Genomic DNA, 12,617 nt, shown 5'->3' with positions numbered 1-12,617 from the left:
TGAGGGGGACGGTGCTCCGAAACGGTTGACCGATGGACGCCGATCGGGGAAAGCCGCCCTAGGCTGGGCCGGTGGCACGATACTTCGACGTACATCCGCAGAACCCTCAGCCTCGCAGCATCAGCGCGGTGGCCGACAGCATCCGGTCCGGTGCGCTGGTCGCGTACCCCACGGACTCCTGCTACGCGCTGGGGTGCCAGTTGGGCAACCGCGACGGGATCGACCGCATCCGGTCCATCCGGAACCTCGACGACCGGCACCACTTCACCCTCGTCTGCCAGAACTTCGCTCAGCTCGGCCAGTTCGTGCAGATCGACAACGACGTCTTCCGGGCGATCAAGGCGGCGACGCCGGGCAGCTACACGTTCATCCTTCCGGCGACGAAGGAGGTGCCGCGCCAACTGCTGCACCCGAAGAAGAGGACCGTCGGCGTCCGCATCCCCGATCACATCGTGACGCAGGCCCTGCTCGCCGAGCTCGGCCAGCCGCTGGTCTCCAGCACGCTGCTGCTGCCCGACGAGGCCGAGCCGCTGACACAGGGCTGGGAGATCAAGGAGCGGCTCGACCACGTGGTGGACGCGGTCGTCGACTCGGGTGACTGCGGCACCGAACCCACGACCGTCGTCGACTTCTCCGACGGTGAGGCCGAGATCCTGCGCCGCGGGGCGGGACCCACCGCGCGGTTCGAGTAGCCGGGACTCCGGACCACCGGGTGCCGTGGGCTCCCCGTCGAGTCGACCGCCAAGTGCGGATCGGTCCGGCACGAGTGTCAGAGGCCTCTGCCAGGCTCTGGTCATGGAGATGACGCTGCAACTGACGATCGACTGCGCCGACCCCCGGAGGCTCGTGGCGTTCTGGAGCGAGGCGCTGGGGTACGTGCCCGAACCGCCGCCGGGCGGTCATGCGACGTGGCGGGCGTACTGGGAGGACATGGGCGTACCCGAGGACGAGCTGCCGCCCGGCGCGGGCGACCTCCCGGAGTCGATCGTCGATCCCGCGGGGCAGGGGCCCCGGGTGTGGTTCCAGCACGTTCCGGAGTCCAAGACCATCAAGAACCGCATCCACCTCGATCTCAAGGTCGGCGGCGGCCGCGACGTCCCGTTGGCGATCCGCAGGCAGCGGGTCACGGCCACGGTGGAAAGACTGGTCAAGGCGGGCGCCGGCGTGGTGCGGATCTCGGACGCGCCGGAGATGGAGCACTACGCCGTCCAGTTGCAGGATCCCGAGGGCAACGAATTCGACGTCGTCTAGGCGGATGCGATCGGGATGCGTGCCGGGCCACGACCGGCGCGCTGGTCGGAGCGGCGCTGTTCGTCAGTCAGGCGTCCGGCCCGGCGCGCAGATCCCGCACGTCCAGGACGAGCCTGTACACCGCGCTGAGGAGGACCGCGGTCCCGAGCACGGGCCAGAGGGCCGACGCCCCGGCGCGGTAGTCCCTGATGCCGATGACGAGCAGCATCACGCCGACGACGACACCGACGACAGAGGCCAGAGCGCTGATGCGATGAATCACACGGACATCATCAACGACAACCTCGATGAGCGGAAGTGATCCACACGGGGCGGTCCGTCACGCCGCCGCGGCGACGTACGGGAACGTCGTGGTCGTGGGAGCGTCGACCGCGTCATGGGAGAGGCCGATGCTCAGCGCGCTGTCGGTGGTGAGGGAGAACATGACCTCGCCGGCGTTGTCCGTCAGGGCGCGGCCGTTGAACTTCGCGAAGCCGAACACCGCCGGTGTGCCGATGACATAGGGCAGGACGTCGGGGAGGAGACGGTCGGCGACGTCCCGGCCGTAGCCGCGGGGGTCGGCCGTCGTGCCGCGGGCCGCCACCACCGCGGCGACGCGGTCGGTGATCACGTCGCGGAACGTCTGCGGATCGTCGGCCGGCTCCGTCTGGTTCAGCTGCTCGGCCAGTTCGTCGTCGAACTGCGCGAAGATCGGCGAAACCATCGGCAGACCGCACCGGTTGATGCGGTGCCAGCCGCCCGCGTCGGTGGCCAGGGCCGTCGTCGTCCATACCCCGATGCGGGCGTTGCGGATGAACGGCCGCAGGCCGGCGTCGGAGACCTCCAGCACGATGGAGCGGATCTTCTGGTCGGCGAAGAGGCTGGAGACCTGTGCGGTGTCCTGGGCGGGGACGTCGACGTCGGTGCCCTCCTGGAAGGCGTGACCGACGGCCTCGACCACCTCCGGGTTCATCCAGAACGGGTCGCTGGCCCGGCCGGTCCACACCCGCAGCCCACTGCCCGCGGCGACCTCGCGGCCGGTGGTGCCCGCCAGCAGCAGCACGCCCTCCGCGTGGTCGTCGGACGCGTCGTCGCCCACCAGACGCCTCAGCTGCAAGCTCTGCGTCCCGTCGGCGTCCGCGGGGCCGAAGGTGAAGCGATAAGCCAGGTTCTCGACGGCGTCACCCGTGCTGTCGATCTTGAACTCGTACTGGGCCTCGGGGTGGAAGCCCTTGGGCGCGTCCGGCCCCGCCGCGTCGGAGCAGACGTTCATCACGAACACCGTTCCGCGATCACCGCGGAAGAGGTAGGTGTCGGAGATGTTCAGCCGGGCGTCCGCGCGGGCCGCGGGAGAGTCGAGGTGGTGGGACATGGGATGGCTCCAGGCGTCCGGGCTCCAAGCACACCGAAGCCGCGGGGAACGGCCGCGGCGTCTCACGCTCGCGCCCCGCTCCCGCCCAGGCCTCGGTTTCCCCGCCCGGACGCTGCGCTCCTGGGAAACGGAAAATGGTCCTTCTCCGCAGTCCACGGTACCGCCGTGGACCGCGACGCACCTGTTCAGCGCACGCGGCCCGCGCAGCCGCCGGCACTCAAGCCGCGGTTTTCGTGTGCTGCGCCTGTGCGCCGTCCCCCTCCGCGGCGGGCGATATCCCTACGATTCTGCCCATTGCGCGGCATGCGTGATGTACGCGGTATGCGCGGGTCCGGTTCGTGGTCGAGGGAGGCGTGTCGGCGGAATGACGACGGTTCAGGGGTCGCGGTACCGGTTGACACCCAATCTGTTCGGGACCGCGTTCGGAACCGCCGGTCTCGCGGGGTGCTGGGCCGTCGCCCGGCACACGGTGGGCGTGGCGGAGTGGCCGGAGGACGTCTTCTGGATCCTTTCGGCGATGCTGTGGCTCGTGACGGTGCCGGCCTACCTGCGCAACGTGATGGCACAGGGACGTCTGCGGACGGAGCTGCCCGATCCGACGATGGGCCCGTTCACGTCGCTGGCGCCCATCACGCTCATGCCGCTGGGCGCGGCGCTGGCCGGGCACGCACGGGGGGCGGGGGAGACGGTGTTCCTCGTCGGGCTCGGCCTGATGGTGCTCGTGGGGAGCTGGCTGACCGGTGTGTGGATCCGGGAGGACGTCCAGCTCGTGACCTGGCACCCGGCGTACTTCCTGCCCACGGCCGCGGGTGGTCTCATCGCCGCGGCCGGCTGCGCCGCCCTCGGCTGGCCGACCGCGGCCCACGTCATGCTCGGCTACGGCGTGATCTCATGGCTGGTCCTGGGGTCGATCATCCTCGTGCGGCTGTTCACCCAGCCGATGCTGCCCACGCCCCTCCTGCCCACGATCGCCATCGAGGTCGCCCCTCCGGTCGTCGCCGGGAACGCCTGGTTCGCGATCAACGGCGGCCACGTGGACCTGTTCGCGGAACTGCTCGGCGGCTACGCCGCCCTGATGGCCCTGGTCCAGGTGTCGATGTTCTCCACCTACCGCAAGGCGCCCTTCGGCCCGGCGTACTGGGCGTTCGCCTTCTCCTACGCCGCGGCCTTCACCAACGGCGTGTCATGGCTCGCGCTGGAGCACGTACGGGACCGTAGGCCGCTCACGTACGTCCTGCTGGCCGTGGCCACCTGCGCCTGGGCCGCGCTGGCGGTTCGTACCGTGCTCGGCCTGGTGCGGGGGACCTTTCTGGCGCGCGTGACGGCCCCGGCGCCTCCGGCGGTCCCGAGCTGATCGCCGCACCGCCCACCGGGCGACACCGCCCACCGGGTGAGACCGCCCACCGGGTGAGACCGCCCCCCGGACGGGAGCACGCGGTCGGCCGGCCCGCGGGAACGCGGGCCGGCCGAGGGGTGTCAGCGCAGTCCGAACGCCCGCGTGATCGTCTGCGAGACGGTGTCACCCGAGGCGTCCCGGGCCGTCACCCTGAGAGTGGCGAACCCGGCCGACTTCGGCGCGTGCAGCGACGTCCGCCAGCCGTCGCCGTGGCGGTCCAGGCCGGCGTGCTGCCAGGTCGCCCCGTCGTCGTACGAGATGTCGACGGACGGCTTGCCCACCAGCGCGGTCACGCCCGGCAGCTGCGACGCCGTGACGGTCAGCGCGGCATGCCGGTCCGCGCGGCCCGCGGTGTCGGTGTCCACGCCGTAGTCGAGCTGGATGAGGGGGAGGGCCACCGCGGCGTCGGCGCCGGTGCCGGCCGAGGTGAAGTCCCACTCGGTCAGCGTGTGCGTGGAGTACGGGTCCGCCCACGCCGCCCGGTCGTTGTCGAGCACCAGCCGGTACGGTTTGCTGTCCGCCGCGAGGCCGGGCACCTGCAGCCACTCGGCGTTGCCCCAGTCCAGCTGCTGGTCGCCCTGGTAGAGGGACATCCAGTCCTTGACGTCGAAGTTGCCTCCGGCCTCCCCGACGTGCCCGGAGCCGGAATCGCCCCAGCCCGGCGCGGTGATGTACATCGTGTCGAGGTACCGCACCGGCTGGTAGTTCACCGGGCCCATGCGGGGCCGCTCGATCGGCCCGAACCAGGTGACCTTCGCGGGCTTGCCCGCCGTGTAGTGCAGCATGTCGATGGAGTGCTGCCCGGTCTCACCGGCGATGAAGGCGTCGTCCGTCCAGTCGAGGCCGGAGGTGACCCAGTCGGTCCGCTCGCCCTGGGCGGGCGCGGTCAGCTGGTTGCCGTCCAGCCAGCCGTGCCACGCGTCAGTGCGGTACTCCATGGCCTTGCCCTGCCGGTAGTTCCGGAAGGAGACGTCCACCCGGGCCAGCGTCGCCTTCGTCTCGCGCCACGTCGGGTCGGCCGGGACGCCGCCGGACCAGTGGTGCACCACGTCGTAGAGATAGTCGGTGGTGGGGTGCGAGTCGGCCGTCAGTGTGCTGTCGCCGCGCGCGATCGCGGCGATCAGGGCGGCTCCCTGATCGGCGCTCAGCGTGGCCACGGTCACCGGGGCGTCGCTCTGCGGGGTCCAGGGGTTCTCGTCCCAGGGGTCCATCCGGCCGGTGCCGTTGCTGACCACGACGAGCAGTTTGGCGCCTGCCGCGGCGGCGGCCTCCGCCTGGGGCCGGATGTCCGAGACGTTGTCGGCGCGCACGACCACGGCCTTGCCGCGTACGTCGTGGCGGTCGGCGAGTGCCGAGCCGTCACCTGCGTAGACGGCCGTCAGCTTCCTGGTGCCCGCGGGCAGCGGCACCGCCGCCCGCTTGACCAGCGGGTCGGCGTACGTGCCCGACCTGCCGGCGAGGGTCAGGGCCGGCTCCTCCATCCGGAACCGGGCGCCGAACTCGAAGGTGCCCTCGGTCACCTTCTTGCCGGTGGGCAGCGCCCAGATGCTGTCGTACGACGCGTTGGGCAGCATGGTCGTCTCGACGAGACTGTCCGGGAAGGACCGCAGGACCTCCAGCCGCGGCGCGACCGGCGTGGTCTGCCCGGGTACCCGGGCCACGATCCGGCGGGCCTTGCGGGCGTCGAGCGTGACGGTGCGGTCCTGGTCGAGCGAGACGTCGTTGAAGCTGAGCAGCGCCATACCGAGCGAGTGCGGCCCGTTCGCGCCCTGGACGTCGGAGATGAGCCAGCCGCTGTAGCTGCCGACGGGCATCCGCGCCACGCCCGTGCCCGACGCGTCGAGGTCCAGGGTGGTCCACTGGTTGGCCGTGGTCAGCATGACCGTGCCGGACAGCGGGTTGCCCAGGCGGTCCTTGGCCGTGACCGTCAGGTTCTGGCGCTGGCCCTCCTGTGCGCCGCCGATCAGCGTGCGGGCGCGGACCGTGCCGCTGCCGTCGGTGCCCACGACCATGCCGCTGACCGGCTGGTCGGGCACCAGGCGGTCCAGGTGCGTGGTCAGTTCGACCGAGGCCGTGCTGTGCGGCGGGACGGTGACGTGGCTGTCGGAGAGGCTGAACAGCCCGGCCGGCGCGCCCGAGGCGTCGACCGCCAGGTCCAGATCGGCCGGAGCGTCACCGGTATTGGTGTACGCGACCTTGCTGACGTCCGTCGCCCCCGGGACGACCGGCCAGGTGTGGAAGCCGGCGAACGCGGTGGTGGTGGCGAACACCGAGGCGTGCACCGCCGCCAGGGCGTCCACCCGGCCGGCGCCCGCCTGGTACGGGCTGTAGTCCGGAGTGGCCTTGGCGCTGCTGACCAGCGCCTCCTTCAACTGCGTGCCCGTCCAGTCCGGGTGGGCAGCGGCCAGCAGCGCGGCCGTCCCCGCGACGTGCGGCGTCGCCATCGACGTGCCGCTCATCGTGGTGTAGTAGCCGGAGCCGCGAACGTAGTGCGAGCGTGCCGCCACGATGTCCACGCCGGGGGCGGTGATCTCGGGCTTCAGCCCGTCGTCGCCCAGACGCGGTCCCTGGCTGGAGAAGTCGGCGAGGTGGTCCGAGGAGTCGACCGCGCCGACGGTCAGCGCCGCGTCCGCCGCACCCGGGCTGCCGATCGAGTGCGGGCCGCCGTTGCCGGCGGCGATGACGAACAGGGCGCCGGTGTCGCGGCTGAGCTGGTCGACCGCCTGGCTCATCGGGTCGCCGGCGTCACCGCCGCCGCCCAGGCTCATGCTGATGACCTTGGCCTGCTCGTCCTGCGCGGCCCACTGCATGCCCGCGATGATCCAGGACTCCTGCCCGCTGCCCTCGGAGTTGAGCACCTTGCCGATCTCCAGGCGGGCGCCGGGCGCCACGCCACGCTCCTTTCCGTCGGAGGCGGCGCCGGTGCCGGCGATCGTCGAGGCGACGTGCGTGCCGTGACCGTTCCTGTCGACGGCGTCCGGCTCGTAGGGAACGAAGCTGCTGGTGTCGTCCACCTGCCCGGCGAGGTCGGGGTGTTCAGGGTCGACGCCGGTGTCGAGCACCGCGACCTTCACCCCGGCGCCGGTGTCGCCCTGCGCCCAGACCTGCGGCGCGCCGATCTGGGCGGTCGAGTCGGCCAGATCGGCCTTCACCCGGCCGTCGAGCCAGACCTTGGCGACGCCGCCCGCCAGGACAGGATGCGCGGAGCGGGCACCGGAGGCCGCCGCGCCGCCGGTGAGCGCGGACCAGAACGCCGGGGCCTGCGCGCGGTTCTGGACGATGGCCGCGCCCTGAACGCTGTCCAGCCGGCGTACGACCGACGAGCCGGCCACCTTCGGCTGTGTCCGGGCGCGGGCGGCGGGGTCGGTGTAGCGGACGATGAGCGGCAACTGCGCGGCGTGCGCGTCGTCGTAGCCGTCGGCGATCAGGCCGGTGACGTTGAACAGCTGCTTGTCCAGCATGCCGGAGGCCACGTACGGCAGGGCGGCGTCGGGGTAGACGTAGGTCGAGCCGTCGACGACGACGCGGTGGTATCCGGCCGACGTGCCCCTCGGGCTCTCGAAGGAGTTGACGGGGCTGCCGTTCGCGCCGGTTCCGATGGTGACCTTGTCGCCGGTGATCAGGGTGACGGTGTGCGCTGCACCGCCCGGCGGTTGGGGTGCGGCGGTGGTGACCGCCGCCTGAGCCGTGGGTCCCGACGCGGGCGCCGCGGCGGTGGCCGGCAGGACGCCCACTGCCAGGGCGGCGACCGCGGCGAGCGCGATCGGTCCCGGCCGGGGGATGGGAACGAGTGCCAAGGGGGACTCCCCATGTGGTTGAAGAGCGGATGACTTCCGGATCATGGGGGCTGCTTCGAGCGGCGAACAATGGGCGGGGCCTGGCACCTTTGAGCCATGACCCCGTTGTGCCACGGCACAGTTGCCCCGTGCCGGGATGGAACGGCGTGAATCCCTCCACCGGTGTCCGCTCACCGAACGGCAGACCGCACCGAGGGCAACGAAAGCCGTCGGAACAGCAGTTGGGGGTCCTGAGCGGCTCGCGCTCACCGCGGGACGAGGCCCTCCGGCGCGTATGGGCCTAGAACGGCCCGGGCTTGCGGTAGACCGAGACGTGGGAACGCGAGTCCGCCGTGAATTCCGCGCCCGACCAGTCGGCGTGCCGGGACTCCAGGGTCATTCCGGCCAGCTCGGCCATCAGGTCGAGTTCTGCGGGCCAGATGTAGCGGTGCGGGCTGCGGGACAGCTCGGCCTCGTGGCCGGCCTCCGGGTCGAAGCGGAAGTGGTGCGAGACGACCTGCTGGTGCAGGACGTCGTAGGTGTCGAGTCCGATGTAGCCCGTCGCGCTCTCCCAGACCACGGCCTGCTGACCGGGCGGCAGCTTGCGCAGTTCCGGGACCCAGAGCTCCACGACGAACCGGCCGCCGGGCGCGAGATGGCGTGCGGCGTTGCGGAAGCAGGCGACCTGCCCGGCCTGCGTGAGCAGGTTGGAGATGGTGTTGAAGACGAGATAGACCAGCTGGAACTCGCCCGGCACGAGCGCGGTGGCCATGTCGCCGACGACGACCGGAATAGCGGCGTCGTCCGCCTTCGCCCGGAGCCGGGCGAGCATCGGCTCCGACAGCTCGATGCCGCTGACGGGTACCCCGCGCTCCGCCAGCGGCACCGCGACCCGCCCGGTTCCGATGGCGAGCTCCAACGCCCGCCCGCCGTCCGCGAGTTCCACGAGACGATCCACCGTCGGCCCCAGCACCGCCGGTGCGAACATGCCGGTCCCCGGAGTGTCGTAACGCCGCGCGGTCCGCTCGTCCCAGATCTCACTCTGCAGCATGGGCAGCGATGGTTTCCCACCGCCCGGGGGACGTCAACGCGATTTCCCGCGGCCGGGACGAGAGCGGGCTGGATCCGCTCCCGCCCCGGCGGCCGGGTCAGCTCTCGGAGGGACGCGGCGCGCGCAGGTGGGCTCGCTGCGCCAGCTCCTCGTCGTCGACCAGCGTGAGCATCGGCTGGCCCGGTGCGCACATCATGAACACGACGTACTTGGCGGGCACCTCGTCCGAGGCGTTGCCGTTCTGGTAGTGGATCACGTCGCCGCCCGGCTCCCAGAAGGTCTCACCGGCCTTGATGATGTGCTCCGGCTCCCCTTCGAGCTCCCAGCGGACCTCGCCCTCGATGACGTAGCCGAAGCACGGCCCCGAGTGGCGGTGCGGGGGAGTCCCCGGGTTCCCCGGGGGCCACTCGACGAGGACGGTCATTCCCGAGGCGCCCTCGGGGATGAAGGGCGGCTTGACGTCCGCCAGCATGGTGGGTCCGGTCCCGTCGGCTGATTCCATCCCGTGCACGTGCACTGCTGTTACACCTCCGTGGGCAGGCCCGGAACGCGCGATCTCGCGTGGGCGGTTCCGGACGACAACTGTTCCTCACCGGTAGAGACAGGGCATGCCCGCGATCTGTGACGCGCCGCGCGGCCGAACGGTGCACGCGATCGGCGGCGCGCCTCGGGCGTCGCCGGCCGCGCGGCGATTCCGGCCGCTTCGCGCCAGGAAGTGCGGCAGGTGATGGCTTTGACTGTGACGGTGCGTGCTCGCAGCCGGGCACGGAGTATGCGCTCGATCGCCATGCCGACGCCGTGCGGCATCGGCGAGGGCCTGATGCGATGATGAGGACGATGAGGACGATGAGGACAGGGACCGCCATCATGCGGCGGGCCGCGAAGGGCGACTGCGGAACGTGACCGTCGCGGAGCCGGACGTGCGGGCTAGGACGTGGCTGTGGAAGGTTGGGCGGAGAGCGGCACTGTCCCGCGAGCGATGATCGGACGGGACGAGGAACTCCGTACCGTGCGCGGGTTGCTGACCGACGCGGCCGCCGGGCGCGGCAGCGCGCTCCTGATCCACGGCACCGCCGGGGTGGGCAAGTCCGCGGTCCTGCGGACGGCCGGCGCCGAAGCCGCCGGGCGGGGCTTCCGGGTGCTGCGCGCCTCCGGCGTGGAGACCGAGCAGTGGCTGCCGTTCGCCGCCCTGCAGCAGTTGCTGCAATCGACCGTTCCGGGCATCCGCACCTTGCCGGCGCCACTGCGGCTGGCGCTGGACGACGTGTTCCGCCCCGCGGAGGGCGAGCCCGCGATCTTCCGCATCGGACTGGCCGTACTGGAACTGCTCGCGGACGCGGCCGACCGCCGGCCGGTCCTGGTGCTGGTCGACGACGTGCAGTGGATCGACTCGTCGAGCCGGGACGTGCTCAGGTTCGTCTCGCGCCGCACCCGCCACCTCCCCATCCTGGTCCTCGCCGCGGGCCGGACGCACTCCTTCGACTCGTTCAGCCTCAGCGCGCACCCGGACCTCCGCCTCGAGCCCCTGGGCGAACAGGCGGCGACCCGGCTGCTCGATGCGGGCGCACCCGAACTGTCCCCCGCCGTACGCTCGTTCGTCCTCGAGCACGCCGCGGGCAATCCGCTGGCACTGGTGGAGCTCCCCAAGTCGGTGCGGGGCGTGCCCGCACAGGCGGACAACCTGCCGCTGACACTGCGGCTGGAGGCGGCGTTCGCCGCGCGCACCGATTCGGCGAGCCGCGAGTGCCGGGCCTTCCTCCTGGCTCTGGCAGCGGAACCGCACGCACCGCTGGACCGGCTGCTGGAGGCGTCGAGCCGTCTCTGCGGCTCCCCCGTGTCGGTGGACGCGCTGCAGCAGGCGGTCGAGGCGGACCTGGTCACCCTGGTCGGCCGCACTCCCGAGTTCCAGCATCCGCTGATGCGCTCGGCGATCTACACCCGGGCCGCGGTGGCCGAGCGGCTGGCGGCCCACCGCGCCCTCGCGGCCGTGATGGACGACCTGCCCGATCGTCACCTCATGCACCTGGCCTCGTCCACGCTGGGACCGGACGAGGAACTGGCCGCCCGGCTCGAACGGTTCGCCGACGCCTCCCAGGCCGGTGGGAAGCCGGCGGCGGCCATCCCGGCGCTGCGGCAGGCTGCCGAACTCGTCCTGGACGCGGGCCGCAGGACGGACATCCTGGTCCGGGCCGCCGAGCTGGCCGGAGAGATCAACGACCGCGCACAGACCCAGGCGCTGCTGAACCGCGCCGACATGAACGAGCTCGGACCCGTCGCCCGGGCCCGGCTCATGGTGGTCTCCGACAAGGCGGCCTTCGAGCCGGACGAGCCGCAGCGACGGATCCACGACATGGTCACCGCCGCGGCCCCCGCGTTCGACACCGGTGCCCGCGACGTCGCCGAGAACCTGCTGTGGCGTGCCGCAGCACGCTGCTTCTTCCAGGACGGCGACGCCCGGGTGCGCGCCCAGGCCGCGCAGGAGCTGGACCGATGGGACCCCGACCCCGACGCTCCCCTGGTCCTCTTGGTCCGCGCGTACACCGAGCCGTACCGCTACGGAACCGACCTCGTCGAGCGGCTGGCGTCACGCAGTCCGGACCGCGATGACGGCAGGACCCAGCACTTCCTCGGAAGCGGCGCGATGGCCGTCGGCGAGTCCAGCAGTGCGGCACGGTTCATGGCGCTGGCCTCCGCGGCGTGGCGCTCGCAGGGCCGGCTCGGGCTGCTCGCGCGTTCGCTCGCCGCCAGCTGGCCGCGGCCGTACCTCGGCCAACTCGACCAGGCCCGCGAGGAATCCGCCGAGGGGCTGGTCCTGGCCGAGGAGACCGGTGAGTGGATCGTCTGGCTGGGCCTGAAGGCCACGGCCGGCCTGGTGGCGGCCATGCGCGGGGAGAATGAGGAGGCGGCCCGGTCACAACGCGAACTGCGCGGCCACAGCCTCTTCTCCGCCATGCCGTACGCCGCCGTCACCGCGCAGCAGACCGACGCGCTTCTCGCGCTGTACGGCGGGCGCCCGGCGGAGGCCTACGAACTGCTCGCGCGCGCCTTCGATCCGGACGATCCCCACTACCACTCCGTGCGCCGCTGGCTGCTCGCCCCGGACCTGGCGGACGCGGCGGTGGCCGCCGGCACGGTCGAACCGGTACGGGAGGTGCTGGCCGGTCTTCCGGAGCTGGCCCGCGAGCTGCCGTCGGAGATGATGGTGGTCGCCCGCGTCTACACCGACGCGGTGCTGGCACCGGACGACCTGGCCGAGGAGGCCTACGCCGCGGCGCTCGCCGCGCTGCCGGCCGCCTGGACGCTGTCGCACGCCCGCCTGCACCTGCACCACGGGCGGTGGCTGCGCCGGCAGCGCCGCAACGTGGACGCCCGCACCCCGCTGCGACTCGCCCGTGACGAGTTCGACCGGATCGGCGCGCGCCCCTGGGCCGAGGCGTCCCGCGAGCAGTTGCGCGCCGCCGGTGCGTCGGGCGGCCGGCGGAACGCCACGAGGGGAGTGCAACTGTCGGCCCAGCAGCGGCAGATAGCCGAGCTGGCGTCACAGGGACTGAGCAACCGGGAGATCGGCGAGCGGTTGTTCATCTCCCACCGCACCGTCGGGGCCCACCTGTACCAGATCTATCCGCGCCTGGGCGTCACCAGCCGGGGCAAGCTCGCCGCCGCCCTCGCCACCCTCGACCAGGGAACGCCGGCCGGTGGTGCGCCCGGCCGCACGGCGTGAGGGCCCGACGTCCGGGCACGGCAGGACCGATGTCACGTCGAAGGGGCGGGGCGGCGTTCACCTCGCCGCCC

9 protein-coding genes are annotated in these 12,617 nt (G+C 72.1%); 4 read left to right on the top strand and 5 right to left on the bottom strand.

Annotation, left to right across the window (positions count from 1 at the left end):
• The first annotated feature begins 71 nt into the window (after positions 1-71).
• Both K7862_RS00590 and K7862_RS00585 read left to right on the top strand, forming a co-directional pair.
• Positions 72-692, top strand: coding sequence for an L-threonylcarbamoyladenylate synthase (locus K7862_RS00590; protein WP_222959421.1), 621 nt, complete (start codon positions 72-74; stop codon positions 690-692).
• Positions 693-795: 103 nt separating this feature from the next.
• Positions 796-1,251, top strand: coding sequence for a VOC family protein (locus K7862_RS00585; protein ID WP_222959420.1), 456 nt, complete (start codon positions 796-798; stop codon positions 1,249-1,251).
• 67 nt (positions 1,252-1,318) lie between these two features.
• Here K7862_RS00585 and K7862_RS00580 read toward each other — a convergent pair whose 3' ends face one another.
• Together K7862_RS00580 and K7862_RS00575 are read right to left on the bottom strand one after the other, a co-directional pair.
• The gene (locus K7862_RS00580; protein ID WP_222959419.1) at positions 1,319-1,513 is read right to left on the bottom strand and encodes a hypothetical protein; all 195 of its coding nucleotides are present in this window, start codon (positions 1,511-1,513) and stop codon (positions 1,319-1,321) included.
• A gap of 57 nt (positions 1,514-1,570) precedes the next feature.
• Entirely contained in the window at positions 1,571-2,602 is a 1,032-nt protein-coding gene (locus tag K7862_RS00575) for a DUF4331 family protein (protein WP_222959418.1), read from the bottom strand.
• A 364-nt stretch (positions 2,603-2,966) separates the two neighbouring features.
• On the opposite strand from K7862_RS00575, the gene K7862_RS00570 reads away from it, so the two are divergent.
• Positions 2,967-3,956: an SLAC1 family transporter gene (locus K7862_RS00570; protein WP_222959417.1), complete on the top strand. Its 990-nt coding sequence runs from the start codon at positions 2,967-2,969 to the stop codon at positions 3,954-3,956.
• 122 nt (positions 3,957-4,078) lie between these two features.
• On the opposite strand, the gene K7862_RS00565 is transcribed toward K7862_RS00570, so the two are convergent.
• The 3 genes from K7862_RS00565 to K7862_RS00555 all read right to left on the bottom strand — a co-directional run bounded on the left by K7862_RS00565 (position 4,079) and on the right by K7862_RS00555 (position 9,327).
• A complete protein-coding gene (locus K7862_RS00565; protein ID WP_262412451.1) occupies positions 4,079-7,795 on the bottom strand; it encodes a S8 family serine peptidase in 3,717 nt (1,238 codons plus the stop codon).
• A gap of 280 nt (positions 7,796-8,075) precedes the next feature.
• Positions 8,076-8,825: a class I SAM-dependent methyltransferase gene (locus K7862_RS00560; RefSeq protein WP_222959415.1), complete on the bottom strand. Its 750-nt coding sequence runs from the start codon at positions 8,823-8,825 to the stop codon at positions 8,076-8,078.
• Between the two features lie 97 nt (positions 8,826-8,922).
• Complete coding sequence (locus K7862_RS00555; RefSeq protein ID WP_222959414.1) at positions 8,923-9,327, bottom strand: cupin domain-containing protein; 405 nt, start codon at positions 9,325-9,327, stop codon at positions 8,923-8,925.
• A gap of 477 nt (positions 9,328-9,804) precedes the next feature.
• Between K7862_RS00555 and K7862_RS00550 the strand changes: the two genes are divergently transcribed.
• On the top strand, positions 9,805-12,546 hold the full coding sequence (locus K7862_RS00550; protein ID WP_222959413.1) for an ATP-binding protein: 2,742 nt from the start codon (positions 9,805-9,807) through the stop codon (positions 12,544-12,546).
• The last annotated feature ends 71 nt before the right edge of the window (positions 12,547-12,617 follow it).

Origin of the sequence: Actinacidiphila acidipaludis (assembly GCF_019890725.1) — a bacterium.
Classification (GTDB): Bacteria; Actinomycetota; Actinomycetes; order Streptomycetales; family Streptomycetaceae; genus Actinacidiphila; species Actinacidiphila acidipaludis.
Note: the sequence above shows the minus strand (reverse complement) of the source record. Positions and strands in the feature narration are given on the sequence as shown.